Source organism: Hamadaea sp. NPDC050747 (assembly GCF_040654195.1).
Classification (GTDB): domain Bacteria; phylum Actinomycetota; class Actinomycetes; order Mycobacteriales; family Micromonosporaceae; genus Hamadaea.
On record NZ_JBFAHM010000005.1, the window covers coordinates 387442 to 402188 of the forward strand.

Sequence of the window (14747 nt, forward strand, 5' to 3'; positions counted from 1 at the left end):
CGGCGGGAACCTGCTGGTCTTGCGGTGTGAGCGCGGACCGGCCGGTGGCTTGGCGGCGTCGAGCGGGCTCATCGTGCGCCCGCCGGAAGGGTCGCGCTGGTGAGATCCCGCAGCTGGTTTTCCAGGTCGGGCAGGGCGTCGAGCATCCGTTCGACGCTGGTGCAGCGCTGCTGCCAGTAGCGGCGATGCTGCTCGTGGACCCGCGCGGGCAGCTCGTGATAGATCATGTCGCCGAGCGGGTAGGTGCTGGCCAGCGAATGCAGCAGCGCAAGCCTCGCGCAGGACAGGATTTCAGCGGGTGCGAGCGGCCCGCCGGCCTCGATGTAGGCCGCCACAGTTGCCAGGCCGATGTGTTGCCACTGGGCGCTTTCGGCGACAGAGCCGGGATCGAACGCGATCCGGCCGAGTTCGCGGGCCCGGTCGGCGACCTGGATCTGCGGGTCGATGACCGCGGTGAGTTTGGTGCCCGTCCACAGCAGGTTGGGTGCGGTCAGGTCGCCGTGGACGCGATCGAGTCGTAGCCGGGACAGCCCGGCACGCAGGTGTGGCACCTGTTCGAGCAGGCGGATCCGGTGGCGCAGCTGCGCACGCAGGGCGGTGCCGTCCGGGCGGACCTGGCTGGCCAGAAACTGGTCGAGGGTTTCGAAGCGGCTGACGAGGCTGGGCCGGGCGGCGTTGCGTGCGGGTTCCGGGTTGAACGGCAGCCCGGCGATCGGCATCCGGTCCAGGCAGCGGTGCAGGCGGGCCAGCGTCTGCCCGACGGCGGGGGCGTGGGCGTGGCTGAGTGGGCGGACCGGTTCGGCGTCGCTCCATTCCCAGACCGACATGACCAGGCCCGGCCGCCGGTACAGCAGTGTGCCGTCCGGGGACGCGATCGGTGCGATGGTGGGGATGCCCGCCGCACGCCACTGGCGCTGGACGCTGATGTTGAGCAGCGCGTACTGGTCGTCTCCGCGCAGCGGGTACGTTTTGACGAACAGCGGCCCGGTGGTTGTGTCGGCGCGGGCGTGCACGCCGGTGGTGCCTGACCAGACCCGTTCGACGGTCAGCACGTCGAACTGGTAGCGGGCCTCGAGGCTGTGACGGATGTCGGGCAGGATCGATCTCATCCTCGCCGGCTCCCCACCGTGCGGCGCTGGCCGTACCAGCGGGCGAACTGGGCGAAGACGCTGCGCTGCGACCAGGTCTGGTGGAACGCCTGCTGTTGCTGTTCGGGCAGGACAGCGAGGGGCTGATCGGCGCCGGGCGGGATGTAGACCGTCCACAACGGCAGCCGGTCAGACTCGCCGACCGGCGCCGCGGCGACGTGCCCGGTGCGGCGGTGGCTGAACGTGACCACGCCATGCAGGTCGGCGTAGGCCAGGGCGGCGGTGGAGGTGCACGCCCGCGTGGTGGTGAGGTCGGCCAGATGCGCGACCGCTGCCGCGCCTGCGGCGGTGATGAGGTGCTTGACCAGGGCGCCGGGATAGCCGCCGAGGTCGTCGAGGCCGAACCCGGAGTCTTCGACGACCACCGGCCGGCCGAGGTGCGCGAAGGCATGTTTGGCTTTCGCCGCGGCGATCTGTTCGACGCTGGTGGTCTGCGGTTCGGGTAGGCACAGGTCGACGTGGACGAGGTCGATGCCGTGCGGGCGGACGTGCTCGGCGGCGATCGCGTATTTGGCCGGGCTGCTGGTGACCATCGAGATCGGCCCGTCCCATGGGGCCGGGGTGCGGGTCGAGCACCAGCGGATCTCGTCGGCGTCGCGCAGGTCGGCAAGGGTGAACAGGTCACCTCCGGAGCGCAGGTGTTCGGCGATGCGCCGCAGCGCGGGCACCGGCCACACCGTGCCGTCGCCGAGCCGGTCGGGATCCAGCGGAAGTTCCTCGAGGTCGAAACCATCAGAGGCGAGTTCTGGTCCGCTGCGCAGCTGCGGGTTCCAGTTCGTGATGCGGCTGAGGAAGATCGCGTGGGTTCGCCCGGCGACGGTACACACGTCGATGAGCCGGTGCAGGTCGGCGTCGCCGCCGGTCTCCTCCCGGATCTCCCGCAACAGGGCGTCTTCCAGGCTGCCGTCGGCGGGTTCGATGCCGCCCCCGGGCAGCATCCAGAACGGCTCCTGGCCAGGTTTGGTCCGGCGCACCGTCAGCAGCGTGCCGTTCGGGGTGATGAGCGCGGCGCGGACGCGTTGCGCGGGCGGCCGAATCCCCGGCACAGGTATGCCGTCGGCCATGAGGCTCAACACGGCGGCCTTGGACACCGTGTAGGTTTCCCGGTCACCCGGGTGGGCCGCCGCGAGGCGTTGTTTGAGCTGGGCGTAGTAGGACGCCTCGGCGGGATCGGTGCGCAGCCGGTCACGTACGCGCAGGTAGCGGTCCCATTGCGGGTCTTCGTACAGCAGGACGTGGGCGTGCGCGATCCGGACGTTGGGGCTGGATTCGGCGACGAACAGCAGACCGCCCTGATCCTGCTTGTCACCGCGGTACAGGTAGCCTTCGGCGCACATCGTGGTGATCACCGTGGCGATGTCGGCGTCCGGCCGCAGGCGTACCGCGACATCGACGATCGGTTTGGCGGGCAGGTCCTGCACGGCGGTGGATCCGATGTGCTCGACCGCGGCCGCGTGCGCGCCCAGCGTGGCGCGGACGGTGGCGACATGCGTGGCGGCGACGGTGAACCATCGCGGGTCATGGGCGACGATCTCGACGGTGCCGCAAGCCAAACCCGCCGGCGCCTCACCGTCCGGCCACCCGAACTCGCCGTACGGCAGACCGGCCAGGCCGGCGCGGATGCCCTGCGCTGGGTAGGCGATCACATCCGGTGGCAGGTCGGCTGGGTCGGCCCAGATCAGCTCGCTGCACCGGTCGGGTTCGGCGTTGACGACGGCTCCGGTCCACCGGTTCGCGAGGTAGAACAGGCCGACGCGGTCGCTGCCGCCGTCACCGGCGCGGTGCAGCACGTGCAGCAGCCGCAATTCGGCGGGGTCGACGGCGACCGCGACCTCCTCACGGGTTTCCCGCAGCACGGCTTGGGCGGCGGTCTCACCTGGTTCGAGGTGTCCACTGGGCAAGGCGAGCATCCCGTCGCCGTAGCCGGTCTGATACCTGCGTGACAGAAGGATCTTGCCGTCGTCGTGGCGCAGGATCATGTGCACGTCGACGATGCTTCGATGCCGTGTCATCCGGCCACCTCGGTGCCGGCGGCGACGAGATCGTGTCCGTAGGCCGCGGCTGGTTCGCCGTTGCGATAGCACCACAGCTGCCTGGTTCGCCCGGACAGATGGGCCAGGACGGGTTCGGTTTCCGCGCGGCCGGCGCTCGATGACGACAGCAACGCGATCGCTTCGGCGTGGGTGGCCAGGCGGGCTTCGGCGATGTCACCGTCTGGATCATGCCGGCAGTTCAGCGGCCCGGGGCGGGCGTGGCAGTCGAAGAACAACGCCAAACTTGACCCGTGGCCGCCGACGGTCGTGATCGTGTTCACGGTGCACGCGAGCTGCGGCGGCCCGGACAGTCGCAGCCCGGTCTCCTCGCGGATCTCCCGGGCCAGCGCGTCGATGACCATTTCGCCGGTCAGCACGCCGCCGCCGGGCAGTGTCCAGGCTCCGGGACAGTCGCGGTGCTCTCGGACGAGGACGAGCCGGTCGTCGACGTACAGAACGCCGACCGCGACCTGCGTGAACGAGCCGAGACGTTCGCGTCGCCCGGTGGTGCTGTCTAGGCCATGGCCGGTAGGGAAGGTTGCGGTCACGGTCGTGGTCCTCTGCGTTGGGTCCTGGGCGGGCAAAGCACCGCCTGCCGTTGTGGTGTGACGTGGTGCCAATGACCGTCCTGGCGTGCCAGGTGACGGCCGGACCGTGCGACGTGGGCGCCACCGGTGTCGTCGCTGGTTCATGCGCCCTGTCCCAGGTCGGCGGAGTGATCCGAGGCGAATCTTGTGGTGGTTGTGGTGGGGAGGTTCCTGCGGGCGGCCAGCCATCGCCAGGTCAGCGTTCCGTGATGCAGCTGGAAGGCGCGAAGCTGCGGCGCGTCGGGTCGCGGCGGGCCGGCGGCATAGGTCAGCCACGCCCCGGCCATCCACGCCAGCGCTTGATCGACCTCAGTGGTGTCCGCGCCGGTGCCGAACGCGTCGAAGAAGGCATCCGGGTCGGCTCCGTCGCTGCTCGCGGCGACCGCGAGGATGAGGACGTCGATCCAGGTCGGCGCCGGCTGCAGGGTCGCCCAGTCGACGATCCACACCCGGTCGTCGCCGAGAATGATGTTGTCGGGTCGCAGGTCGAAATGCGCCAGCCGGTCGGCCCGATCGCATCCGGTGAGGAACCCTGCCTCGAGTGCGCTCATCTGCGGTGCGAGTTCGGTGAGGTGGCCGGCTTCGGCCGGTAGGCTTCGCCGCCCGGCGGCGACATCGGCCCATCCGGCCGGCAGCGGCTGGGGCCGTCGCGCCGCCGACCGCAGCGCCGGGCTCGCGGCCGTCAACGCGGCCGTGGTCGCTCGCCACGCGGAAACGAGGGTGTCCCGGTAGCTGGTGGACCAGCCCGAATCGGGTAGGTCACCGTCCGCCGCGTCGAACGCCAAGATGATCCAGCCGTCAGCTTCGGTGTGCCAGCGCAGCCGGGCCGACGGCACCGTCAGCGGAAGCCGAGAGGCGATCAGGGCCTCCCGCCGGTATCCGCGAGCGGCGGCGGTCGTGGCCGGCGCGGCTTTGACGAACAATCGGGTGCCGTCAGCGTGCAGGAGGGTGCCGGCGAACACCGACGACAGCCCACCCGGTGCGCCGATCACCGCGGCAAGCGGCTGATGCGACCTGGTTGTGATCATCGAGCGAACGGACGCCGGAAGCGACGACCACGTGACGCGTGACGCCGCGCGCGATGTCCTGGCCAGAACGGGTGCCGTGGCGGGCCGTGCCGCAGGCTGGTCGCTGCGTTCCGACGGCGGCCGCCGCGTCATTCTTGACGCTGTCGCTGTCACGGTGTGCTCCGGCTGAGCACGACGTGGTATCCGGATCCTTCGCCGGCCGGCTCGACAGTGGTGAGCGTCCACCCGGTTCCCGAGACCACCGCGGGCAGATCCTCGGCTGGGGGGAACCACAGGTCCAGCCAGGCTGTGGCCAGACCGCGGTAGCGGACGCGCACCGTGACCTGACCGCGATGGCGCCCTGATTCGAGGTTCCCGGTCTGGTACGTGATATGGGCGGGGTCGCTGGTAGCGGTGGCGTCGAAGCCTTCGGCGATCAGCCGCGCGCTGGGGTTGGCCAGTTGTGCGAGGCCGATGAGCAGGGCGCGTGCGTCGCCTGGTGTGCCGAGCAGTCCCAGGTTGCCGCCGAGCAGCAGCAGGGTGTCGAACGTGCCAAGCGCGGGTGGCCGGCGGATGTCGCCGCAGATGGCGTCGGCTCCACGATGGCCGCAGACCTGCACCGCGCCCGGCGAAGTATCGATGCCGAGCGCGGCGACGCCGCGGTGTTTGAGGTGCAGCAGATGCCGTCCGGCGCCGCACCCGATGTCGAGCACTCTGCCGCTCACGTCCGCGAGCAGCCGGCCGTGGGGGTCGTCGGGCAGCACCGGCGTGAAGTAGTAGCAGGCGTCCCGCACGGTCAGCAGGCCGTCGTCGCGTTCGGTGGTCTCGTAGGCAATGTCGGGCAGCCCGTCATGGGCGCTCGCGGACAGAAGAAGCTGTCCGAACGCGTCGCCGATCATCGGGCCTGACGGCGCGGTGGCGTTCATACTCATGACTCGAGGTGTCCTTCGCGGGGGTTGCTCCTGGCGATGGCCGCGGCTGTGGCCCGGGCGTACGCAAGATTTCCGGCCAGCACACCTGCGCGGTCCTGGTCATCAGCGGGCGCGAAGACGGTCCGGTGAAGGTAGATCTCGTGGGCGGAGTAGAGCAGCAACGCGGAGGCGTAGCCTGGCCCGCAGCCTTCTGAGGTCGCGTTGGCGGCGAGACGTTCGCGCAGCCCCGGGTTGCCCGGTGACCACAGCAGGTCCAGCAGCGCCCAGTCGGTGCCGGCCGGCTGCCAGCCGGTGTGCTCGAAGTCGATCAGCGCCAACGTGTGCTCGCCGCACAACATGTTGCTGGCCAACGGGTCGCCGTGCTCGATCCGCGTCCACACCCGCCGGTGCAGACAACCCAGCAGGTCGCGATCGGCCGCCGTCAGGATGGTGCCCGCGTTCGGCGCGGCGTGCAGGCCGTGGACGCGACCGTAGGGCCACGACGGCACCGCGTTGGTCGGAGGCTGCCATTGGTGCAAGGCGGTCAACGCGCGCAGCACCTGCCCGATGCGATGCTCGCTGATCGTCCGCGGGTAGCGGCCGTCGCCGATCGGCGCGCCCGGAAGGTACTGCACCCGCAAGGTCGACTCGCCGGCGTCGAGCAGCGTGGGCGTGTTCCATCCGACGGGCAGCACGGTACGTAACGCACGATAGACACAGACCTCGGTTTCGTGCCGCCTACGCGCGTGCTCGTCGCTGCCCGAACGAACCTTGAGGACACTCATGGTGCCGTCGCGGTCTTGCACCGCGAGGGTCCGGCCGCTGGTTGTGTCGCGGAGCACCCGAACCAAGGTCCAGCCGTGCGCCGACAGCAGCTGATCGACATCCCAGGGCCCCGTCACGGCCAGACTCCGAACAGGCAGCGGCCGGCGAGTGCGGCGTTGCCGACGGCTGGCTGACCGGCAGCACCCGCAGGCGCAGGTGCCGCGGCGTGTGAACCGGACTGGGCAACGGCTCGTGGCCACGCAATGACGGGCACGGCAGCTCCCTCCCGGCGTTCTCCGCGTTCCGCTCGCCGTCGGGCGGAACCCAGAATCGTGTCGCGACGAGAATCGTCGATATGTTGATGGTGGCTCGCCGGGTCGCGTGCGGCGACCCATCGAGCCGAATGCGGCGACATCTCACGATGACGGACAGTCCGGGCGCGCTGGAACGCCGATTTGACGGGAGACTTAGCGGTCCCGGTCAGCGCCGGCACCACTATCGGCCGAGCAGGTTGCGATCAAGCACGACGCCGGTGCGGCTATGCCGTCGTCAGCGCAGCGTCGGGCTCACCGCGGCGGCGATCCACGCCAGCAGGATCCCCGCGAGATCGCCCGGCGACTCCAGATGAGCGACATGCCCGCAGTCCAGTTCCGCGTAGCTCCACAGCGGGAAACGGCGGGCGGCAGCGCGGGCGGCTGCGATCGGCACGAGCTGATCGTGGATGGCGTGGACGAGCAGCACCGGCACGGTGATCGTGGACAGCCGTGCCCAGTAGGCGCGCCAGCAGGCCACGGTCATGGCGATCGATCGTGCGGCCCGGAGGTACTGCGACGCCGGCCGCACGCTCGCCTGTTCCTCGGTGCGGATGAGCGCGGCGAGTGTCGCCGGGCTGATCCGGGCGGGATCGTGGCAGCTGCGCCGCAGCATCTGTGTGACCCGCTCGCGTGCGGAGACCGTCGCCTGGCGCCGCCGCAGCAGGTATTCGCCGATGCCCGGGATGGCCCCGGCCAACGCCGCCCTGCGCACATCGCCGTGACTGCCCAGCGCGGATCCGGGCATCGGTGTACTCACCAGCGCGATCCCGAGGATCAACTCAGGCGCTCGTGCCGCGACCGAGGCGGCGATCAGGGCTCCCATCGACGTGCCGACAAGCACAACGGGTTCGCGTACGACAGCGTGCAGCCAGCGAGCCGTGGCGTCGGCGTTGGAAGTCACACTGGTGGATCGACCTCCGGTGGGCGTCGCGCCGAAGCCGGGCAGGTCGACGGCGAGCCCACGCACGTGTGGCCGCATGATCGTCGCGAGATCCGTCCAGTCGAGGCGACTACCACCCAAGCCGTGGAGGTACACCACGCGCGGGCCTTCGCCTGGGCCGCCGTGGTCGGCATGCCGCATGAGCCCAACGGCAGCGCCGGAGTCCTCGTTCAACATTGATCGCGCGGCGAGACATCGCCCGGGCCCTGGCCCGGTGGCGACGGGGTGTGACCGTCCGGCGCCGAGGAGAACGTTGCGGCCGAGGGGAAGGTGTACTCGGGACGAGTCCACCGCAGCCGCAGCCGCAGGAACAACGCCGCCGCGCCGCTGACGCCGAAGCCGCGGAACACCCACGGGAACCAGCCAACGAGAACGACACGTCCAACGCGATGGTCAAGCAGCCACAAGACCACGCCGGTAACGGCGGTGACAGCGAGCAGAAGTCCGAGGAGGGCGGTGGTGGCCCGGGCCCACCGCAGGGCTCGCGGCAGATCATGGCGTGCGTAGACCAGGACGAAGTCCGGGCCGGCGTCCCGCACATCATCGTCCCGCAGTGCGGCTTCAGGGATGCGTGCGCGGCAGGTGACCACGCCGGTCAGGCAGCGGCCACACCACATCTCGGCATGCCCGATCAGGTTGATTCCACCGCTGTAGGCGACCCGCAGCTGGCCTGCGACACCGCAGGTCGGGCATCGCGAGGACGGCGGTATCGACGTGATCTTGCACGCTTTGCGGTAGGCGGCGTGCCACCGCTGGGACAAAGCGTCGTCCCAGATCAGGTAGTGCCGCTGGACCCGTTCGACGTGGGCCAGCCGCAGGCGCAGGCGGCGGATCGGACCGCGGGCGGGGGCGGCCAACGCGACATTGGCGTTACGGGACCATCTGGGTGCGCGATTCATGAGTGCCTTCGTCGCCAACGTTTCGGCGGATCATCCGATGACAGGGAATATGCCGTCGGGGCTGGTCGCGCACTCGGACGCCACAATGACGCTGATCGTGTCGGGATCGGCGCTGCGGTAGGCGGCCGTGTAACCGCCGGTGTGGATCACGATCCACACGCCGCCTTCTGACCGGGGCGTGAGAGTGTCAACGATAAGGCCGTAGCGGGGTAGCTGCTGACGGATCTGCGCGGCGACGGCCAGCTGCCGGCCCGGTTCCAGACGGATGCCGTCGATGGCCGACATGCGGTACGCGGGGCCGTCGCCGCACGGTACCGATCCGACCCACGCACGATGCCGGTCGTGCGGGTGGTCGTCGGCCGCCGCGACCAGCACCGCGACGAGGGTGCTGAGCTGGCTGGCGATGGCGAGACGAGCGTCGTTGACGTCACGTACGGGCATCGTCGGCCGGATCGCGCCGGTGATCGCCGGCCGCCGCTTGGGTGCGGTCAGCAGCCCCGCGACGGGGGCGACCGCGGCGGCCAGCACGGTGGCGCAGCCGCAAGCTGCGGTCGCGACCAAGAAGGGCGTGCGACCTTGTGCGGTCACCATGTCACCTCGATAGTCCGGAAACTGTTTCGCGGAAACGTCACACTCGTCGGTCATGCGGCGGCCAATGTGCGCCGCCGATCGCCCCAGGTGAAGACGTCCCACAGTGCCGGATCGTTGAGAGGCACCGGAACGGCGACTTGCAGGGTGACTTGTTGGGAGACTTACCGATCGCCGTTGCCACAGCAGTTCGATTAATGCAATTGTCTCGCTTCATCGTCTACTGCTGGGCAGATTGGAGCGATCATGAAAATGCGATGGTTGTGGGCAAAGCTTGCCGCCGGGCTGCTGGTAGTCGCCTCCCCGGCGTACGCCGGCGACGACCACGATCCGTTCACGAACGCATCCGTCCGGGATGGAGGCTCTGCCGCGCTGCGGCCGTGCATCGAAACGGCCATCGCGATGCGGCCGAACGCGTGGGTATGCACCGGCTACGGTCTCACGATCGTCGACGAGGGCGGTACGGCCACCTTCACCTCTATCAGCCCGGCGGTTCCCGAGACGACTGAGGATCTGCGGGGCGCGTCCATCCTGTCCGACGACTACGACACGTGGTGCGAGACGGGTTCGATCTGCCATCGGAAGATCAACAGCTACGCGGAGGAGACGAAGGGAAACGCCGCCTACGGAGATTCCAGCGGCCTCATCGGAACCTATGACGCGATCATCAGGACCAATCTCAACGGCCGCCAAGGGCAGTGGAAGGTCACCCTGATCTGGGACGGCGGCCCCGCGCTGAACTTCTATGACGTCTACATTCACTGCAAGGAAGAGATCAGCAACTTCCCGGACTCGAACTGCGGCGACCACTACGCCGGTGCACCCCGGATCGGCAGCTTCCTGTGGCGCTGGGACTCCGGAACGCTGTATGGCAACCGGCTGGCCAACTCCAACGAGTATTACGCCAATCTCAACCTGATCTTCGACCCGGACGGGCCGTATACCGCCCATTCGGCCGGCACACTGTCGACCTCGCAATTCAACTGCTACGGAACCAGCAACTGCGTATTCCCGTAGTGGGCCGGCCGCTACAATCGGACAGATCGGGCACCGGAGCGGCGGATACGCCCGCCACTCCGGTCTCGTGGGAGCAGCATGATGCCGACATCTACACCCTCGCCACATTGGGAACAGATCGGCCGATGTGGCGCTGACCCAACCGGCCAGCCGAACATCGTCGAACTTCCAGAGTCCGGCTGGGGAGCATTGGTCGCATGGCTGTCGCCACCGGCCTGGATCTCGTGCCTTCCCGACGAACAGCAGCACTACACCGAGGTACGCATCGTCGCCCAGGCCCATGAAACGCACCACCATGAGCCGCGAAGCGTAGCGGAGCAAGACGCCCTCGACGACGACATCGACACCTACCTTCGCGATGCCGGGGCCGACCCCAGGCCACGCGGGTATCGCTGGTTCCTGAAGCTTCCACCCGGCCTCGACGCTGATGCCTTCTGGGCTCGGATCAACTCCGCGTTGAGCCAGACGGATCCGATGCCAACTCATCCTCGTGAGGTTGGCCGGGTCGTGCAGAAGGCACTCGATGCGATCTATGCCGTCAGCTGACTGCCGGACCTGTCGGCGAACGTCGCCACGGCGGCGCCGCTGTCGGCGGATCGCCTGTCGCTTCGTTGATGGCTGACCGGCCAGACGCTGAGCACCGCAAACCCATGCGCCTGGAAGGTCACCGGCGATGGCGTGACAACGAGATTACGGAAGTCAGCTTCAACAATGGGCTGGCCGTCCACTCGCAGATTCACCTTAATGTTCGGGCACGGCCACCTACCCCGCGGATGTTTGAGCGGCTATGCGGAAGCATGACGCGGCCGCCGCGCCGCCAGGTTGCCGGTCAGTACCGCGCCGAGCGAAGCCGGGAGGCCCGGCGCGCTGCGTGGTCCGCAGCTGCCGTTGCCTGCCGCCGGGAGTGTACGGCCGATCGCAGGAAACGGAGGCGGCCGGCATGACGGTGCCGCATACAGATGGATGGTCCTCGCGGCGGCGACGGCGGCGGGCGTACAGGTGGGGCTTTGAGGTTGTCGTCACGGGTGCTCAGCGATGCAGGCGTGTTGGTCGCAGGTCATCGCGGCGGTGCCGGGAATGACAGAGGTCATGTCCGACTCGAGGAAGATCGTGGTTTCCACGACGGTCATCGGGTCCAGCTCGCTGCCGGGTGCGGGGGTGAGCAGCACCTTGTCGTAGCCGAGCAGCGTGCCATCGCCGGGGTCGATGATTAGCAGGTCAGTGATGGTTGACCCGTCGGACAGGACGCTGTCGAGGCTGAACGCTTCGCCGGCCCGGCCTGCGCGGTCGGTTGTGGTGCCGCGGTATTTGATGGCGGGCATGTCGGCGAGGATGGCGAGCAGCGCGGCGCGTTGCCGCGGGTTGAGGTGGTGTTCGCGCAGCATGTCCACGGCGGCGGCGATCAGCGCGTGGTCACTGCTGCTGTCGGCGAACACGGTCAGCCAGGTGCGCAGCGTGGCCACGTTGGTGGGCAGCGGATGCGGCATCCGTGGCCGGTAGTGGCCCCAGGTCAGGTGCGAGGTGTCCGGGCAGGGACCTTGGATGTTTCGCGGGTTGCTGATGCGCGTGCTCTTGGGGTCTTCGACGACGTCGCAGCGCTGGATTAGTGCGGTGCCGTCGGCCGCCCACCACAGCTGGACGTCGGACATGACCAGACCGTGGCGTGGCTGGCCGGGGTCGAGCTTCCAGTGCCGATAGTGCAGATGGGTCACGGTTGGCCGGGGGAACCGGATCTGCGCGGCGGCGGGGATGAAGACTTGCGGTTGCCTTTCGGTCGTGGCGGCCGTGCTGCCAGCCAGGCTTGCCAGCAACACCAGCACGGATGTGGTGGCAATGCCGCGACGTACCCACGTATGGCCGGTGTGGTCGCTGGCCGGTGGGGGTGCGGCGGTTGTTGCCCGTGGGGTGCGTTTCCGGGCGGGTGTGAGTGTCATGCGTGGCACCTGGCGTCGGCAGCTGGCGTGGATCCGCACGATGCGGCGAGGTCGACGAGTTTGCCGGCTGCCATTACGGCAGGGGCGAGGTCAGGTTCGGTGACCGCACCGAGGAGTGCGTGGAGACGGGCGGGTATCAGCCTGATGGGCAGACCGGCGGCTTGGGGCAGCTTGGCTCTGGCGCGGGCGTGATCGCCGCGTGCGAGGTATTTGGCGGCCACGCAGACTCGCAGCAGCGTGGTGGCGCCGCTGTCGGGATGTTTCGGTCTGGTGGGGTCGGTGTGAGTGGTGAGAAGGTCCGCGAATGGCTGCGGACTCGAGGCGAGTCCGATGTGGTCGAACACGACCTTGCCGTCTTCGGGGACGCACGCGGTGTGCCGTGGCCATATGTACAGGTCAATCCACACGATGCCATCGGTGGTTTTGAGGCAGACGGCCTGGTAGTCGCCGCCGGTCGGCGCGTTGCGGGGCACGGTGATGGTGGCGACGATCTGGTCGCCGAACGCTGCCGCGCAGATGTCATCCACGGTGTAGGAGTCGATGGGCACGGCGATCAGGTCGAGGTCGGACCAGCTGTCGCCCTGGCCGCGGCCGAGCGAGCCGACCTGGACCAGCGTGGCGATGCCGTGGTCGCATGCGGCTGCGATCAGGCGTGCCAGCGCGATATCACGTTCGGCGGCAAGCCGCGCCAAACGGCTGGCCAGGACCGTGGCGAAGTTGGTGGCTGGGCGGGTCATGTGGGTTCTCCGGCGCAGTCTGAAGCGGTTGCGATCATGCGGGTTCCTTGGTTCCAGGTCGCGACGGCGCAGACTCGCCCGGACCCGATGCCGATGACGAGCTGCCGGTCTGCGGCTGTGGGCAGGGTGATGGTGCGGCGGATGGTGCCGCCGACGGTGACGACCACGGTCACGGCCGCGGGTGAGGCCGGCGGGGAGAGGCTGATGGTCGCGGTGCGGTCGTCGACGGTCACGTGCACAGCGGCGGCTTGTGCCGGTGTCGGGCTGTGGGTCCAGGTGGCGGGCTGTGGTGGCAGGGCGACCGCCGTGATAGTGCCGAGGACGGTGATGGCCGACAGGACACCGATTACCGCGATGGCTCTGCGGGGCCCGCAGCGCCGCTTCTCCACGGCTGGCGCCGGTGGGGGCGGCTGTGATGCAGACGGCGGCGACCAGGCGCGGGTGGCTTGCGCCAGGTGTAGGGCGAGTGGGTGATCGTGGCCGTGCTGGGTCAGAACCTCGGCATGGACGTCACCGAGCAGGTGCAGGGCGTCGGTCAGCCGCCCGGTGGTGAGGTGAAGCTGTGCCAGTTCAATGGTCAGGCGGATGGTGTGCGGGTCGCGTGGGCCGAGCACGATGCGGCATTCGTTGACGTGCTGCTGCAGCTGGCTGGGCTCGGCGGCGCCGCGGCGGATGGCGATCAGTGTTCGATAGGCGACGGCGATGATCGCCTCGCGTGCGAGCGGTCCGATCATGCGCACGGTCGGTTCGGACAGCACCCGTTGGAGGGCCCGGTCGGCTTGTTCGTCTTCGCCGAGCTGGTATTGCAACGCGGCCACACTGACCGCGGCCCGGACGGTGGCCGGGTGGCTGGTGCCGTATCGGCGTTGGCATTCCTGCAGCAGGGGTCCGGCGAGCAGGATGGCGAGTTTGAGGTCGCCGAGTTCGCGGCTGGTGTCGGCCAGCAGCCGCACGATCGTCGTGCGGTGCAGCGGCCGCAGCTGGGGGCCGCGTTCGGCGATGATCGCGGCGAGCAGCACATGGGCCTCGCCGATGCGCCATTGACGGATCAGGGCGACGGCGTCGCGGATCGTCTGCCCGTCGGCCGCCGCGGACCCCGGGACTGTGGTCATCGGCAGGCCCGCACCGCTGCCGGTCTGTGGACGGTGACGGCCGTGTCTTCCGCCGTGAGGAGGAAGTCTGGCCGGCCAAGCGTGCCGGTGGAGTCGACCGCCACGATGGTCGTGCCGCGTTGTTTGAGCTCGTGAAGGTAGTCGGCCAGAGCTCGTCCGGTCGCCGGTGGCAGCCCGTGGCAGGGTTCGTCGAGCAACAGCAGCGGTTTATTGCGTAGCAGGGTGACGGCCAGACCCAGCATGCGCGCATCGCGTTCGTCGAGGACCTCGGCCGGTTGCCGCAGCTGATCTGACAATGTGGGGAACAGGTCGAGGACCTGGTCGCGGGTGGTGCGGCGGGCGCGGCGCATGGGCCATGCCAGCTGCAGCTGGTCGGCGACCGTCATGGTCGGCCACACCCGCGGCCGCGCTGGTGCGTACGCGAGATACCGGCTACGGCGCACCACGGGCCAGTCGGTGATGTCGTGTCCGGCGACCGTGATCCTGCCTTGCTCGGTGCGGGCGTGGCCGGCGATCGCGGCGAGGAGCAGGGACCGTCCGGTCCCGGCGGGTTCGTGCAGCAGCGCGATGGAGTGCTCGGCGATGGTGAAGCAGACGCTTTCCAGCCGGATGCTGGCTCGGCCGCAGGTTAGGTGATCGACGGTCAGCATGTGAGGGTTCCCGGCGTGTGTGGATCCTTCTGGTGTGCCTGTACGCGCGGGTGCATTACCTGGGTTTGGGCGCGGGCGGGGCGATGCCCGGTTAGCTGGTGGCGG

The 14747-nt window shown here is 69.1% G+C and carries 16 protein-coding genes; 2 read left to right on the top strand and 14 right to left on the bottom strand.

Annotated features, from left to right (window positions below):
- Nucleotides 1–68: 68 nt before the first annotated feature.
- The 9 genes from AB0H43_RS13995 to AB0H43_RS14035 form a co-directional block, all read right to left on the bottom strand.
- A complete protein-coding gene (locus tag AB0H43_RS13995) occupies nt 69–1109 on the bottom strand; it encodes a phosphotransferase (RefSeq protein ID WP_359999698.1) in 1041 nt (346 codons plus the stop codon).
- Nucleotides 1106–3160 carry a non-canonical purine NTP pyrophosphatase gene (locus AB0H43_RS14000; protein ID WP_359999699.1) on the bottom strand — a complete coding sequence of 685 codons (2055 nt, stop codon included), beginning with the start codon at nt 3158–3160 and terminating at the stop codon, nt 1106–1108. The genes AB0H43_RS13995 and AB0H43_RS14000 overlap by 4 nt, the downstream gene beginning before the upstream one ends.
- Nucleotides 3157–3729, bottom strand: a complete 573-nt coding sequence (locus AB0H43_RS14005; protein WP_359999700.1) for an NUDIX hydrolase — start codon at nt 3727–3729, stop codon at nt 3157–3159. Before AB0H43_RS14005 ends, AB0H43_RS14000 begins: the two co-directional genes overlap by 4 nt.
- Nucleotides 3730–3869: 140 nt before the next feature.
- Nucleotides 3870–4796 carry a hypothetical protein gene (locus AB0H43_RS14010; protein ID WP_359999701.1) on the bottom strand — a complete coding sequence of 309 codons (927 nt, stop codon included), beginning with the start codon at nt 4794–4796 and terminating at the stop codon, nt 3870–3872.
- 149 nt (nt 4797–4945) lie between these two features.
- Nucleotides 4946–5707, bottom strand: a complete 762-nt coding sequence (locus AB0H43_RS14015; protein WP_359999702.1) for a class I SAM-dependent methyltransferase — start codon at nt 5705–5707, stop codon at nt 4946–4948.
- A complete protein-coding gene (locus AB0H43_RS14020; protein ID WP_359999703.1) occupies nt 5704–6588 on the bottom strand; it encodes a phosphotransferase in 885 nt (294 codons plus the stop codon). Before AB0H43_RS14020 ends, AB0H43_RS14015 begins: the two co-directional genes overlap by 4 nt.
- A 412-nt stretch (nt 6589–7000) precedes the next feature.
- Nucleotides 7001–7846 carry an alpha/beta hydrolase gene (locus AB0H43_RS14025; protein WP_359999704.1) on the bottom strand — a complete coding sequence of 282 codons (846 nt, stop codon included), beginning with the start codon at nt 7844–7846 and terminating at the stop codon, nt 7001–7003.
- Between the two features lie 29 nt (nt 7847–7875).
- Complete coding sequence (locus AB0H43_RS14030) at nt 7876–8604, bottom strand: hypothetical protein (protein ID WP_359999705.1); 729 nt, start codon at nt 8602–8604, stop codon at nt 7876–7878.
- A 30-nt stretch (nt 8605–8634) separates the two neighbouring features.
- Entirely contained in the window at nt 8635–9132 is a 498-nt protein-coding gene (locus AB0H43_RS14035) for a hypothetical protein (RefSeq protein ID WP_359999706.1), read from the bottom strand.
- A gap of 306 nt (nt 9133–9438) precedes the next feature.
- Between AB0H43_RS14035 and AB0H43_RS14040 the strand changes: the two genes are divergently transcribed.
- Both AB0H43_RS14040 and AB0H43_RS14045 read left to right on the top strand, forming a co-directional pair.
- Nucleotides 9439–10209 carry a hypothetical protein gene (locus AB0H43_RS14040; RefSeq protein ID WP_359999707.1) on the top strand — a complete coding sequence of 257 codons (771 nt, stop codon included), beginning with the start codon at nt 9439–9441 and terminating at the stop codon, nt 10207–10209.
- 81 nt (nt 10210–10290) lie between these two features.
- On the top strand, nt 10291–10755 hold the full coding sequence (locus AB0H43_RS14045; protein WP_359999875.1) for a DUF5956 family protein: 465 nt from the start codon (nt 10291–10293) through the stop codon (nt 10753–10755).
- Here the strand turns inward: AB0H43_RS14045 and AB0H43_RS14050 are convergent.
- The 5 genes from AB0H43_RS14050 to AB0H43_RS14070 form a co-directional block, all read right to left on the bottom strand.
- Nucleotides 10740–10937 carry a hypothetical protein gene (locus tag AB0H43_RS14050; RefSeq protein ID WP_359999708.1) on the bottom strand — a complete coding sequence of 66 codons (198 nt, stop codon included), beginning with the start codon at nt 10935–10937 and terminating at the stop codon, nt 10740–10742. The two genes, AB0H43_RS14045 and AB0H43_RS14050, sit on opposite strands and share 16 nt — an antisense overlap.
- 291 nt (nt 10938–11228) lie before the next feature.
- On the bottom strand, nt 11229–12143 hold the full coding sequence (locus AB0H43_RS14055; protein WP_359999709.1) for a hypothetical protein: 915 nt from the start codon (nt 12141–12143) through the stop codon (nt 11229–11231).
- On the bottom strand, nt 12140–12880 hold the full coding sequence (locus AB0H43_RS14060; RefSeq protein WP_359999710.1) for a hypothetical protein: 741 nt from the start codon (nt 12878–12880) through the stop codon (nt 12140–12142). The genes AB0H43_RS14055 and AB0H43_RS14060 overlap by 4 nt, the downstream gene beginning before the upstream one ends.
- The gene (locus AB0H43_RS14065; protein ID WP_359999711.1) at nt 12877–13992 is read right to left on the bottom strand and encodes a tetratricopeptide repeat protein; all 1116 of its coding nucleotides are present in this window, start codon (nt 13990–13992) and stop codon (nt 12877–12879) included. The genes AB0H43_RS14060 and AB0H43_RS14065 overlap by 4 nt, the downstream gene beginning before the upstream one ends.
- Complete coding sequence (locus tag AB0H43_RS14070; RefSeq protein ID WP_359999712.1) at nt 13989–14642, bottom strand: ATP-binding cassette domain-containing protein; 654 nt, start codon at nt 14640–14642, stop codon at nt 13989–13991. The genes AB0H43_RS14065 and AB0H43_RS14070 overlap by 4 nt, the downstream gene beginning before the upstream one ends.
- Nucleotides 14643–14747: the final 105 nt, after the last annotated feature.

Bases quoted from the DNA above. Each gene is read 5' to 3' on its own strand.
- AB0H43_RS13995 (WP_359999698.1), bottom strand. From the start codon at position 1,109: ATGAGATCGATCCTGCCCGACATCCGTCACAGCCTCGAGGCCCGCTAC.
- AB0H43_RS14000 (WP_359999699.1), bottom strand. From the start codon at position 3,160: ATGACACGGCATCGAAGCATCGTCGACGTGCACATGATCCTGCGCCAC.
- AB0H43_RS14010 (WP_359999701.1), bottom strand. From the start codon at position 4,796: ATGATCACAACCAGGTCGCATCAGCCGCTTGCCGCGGTGATCGGCGCA.
- AB0H43_RS14015 (WP_359999702.1), bottom strand. From the start codon at position 5,707: ATGAGTATGAACGCCACCGCGCCGTCAGGCCCGATGATCGGCGACGCG.
- AB0H43_RS14025 (WP_359999704.1), bottom strand. From the start codon at position 7,846: ATGCGGCATGCCGACCACGGCGGCCCAGGCGAAGGCCCGCGCGTGGTG.
- AB0H43_RS14030 (WP_359999705.1), bottom strand. From the start codon at position 8,604: ATGAATCGCGCACCCAGATGGTCCCGTAACGCCAATGTCGCGTTGGCC.
- AB0H43_RS14040 (WP_359999707.1), top strand. From the start codon at position 9,439: ATGAAAATGCGATGGTTGTGGGCAAAGCTTGCCGCCGGGCTGCTGGTA.
- AB0H43_RS14045 (WP_359999875.1), top strand. From the start codon at position 10,291: ATGCCGACATCTACACCCTCGCCACATTGGGAACAGATCGGCCGATGT.
- AB0H43_RS14055 (WP_359999709.1), bottom strand. From the start codon at position 12,143: ATGACACTCACACCCGCCCGGAAACGCACCCCACGGGCAACAACCGCC.
- AB0H43_RS14060 (WP_359999710.1), bottom strand. From the start codon at position 12,880: ATGACCCGCCCAGCCACCAACTTCGCCACGGTCCTGGCCAGCCGTTTG.
- AB0H43_RS14065 (WP_359999711.1), bottom strand. From the start codon at position 13,992: ATGACCACAGTCCCGGGGTCCGCGGCGGCCGACGGGCAGACGATCCGC.
- AB0H43_RS14070 (WP_359999712.1), bottom strand. From the start codon at position 14,642: ATGCTGACCGTCGATCACCTAACCTGCGGCCGAGCCAGCATCCGGCTG.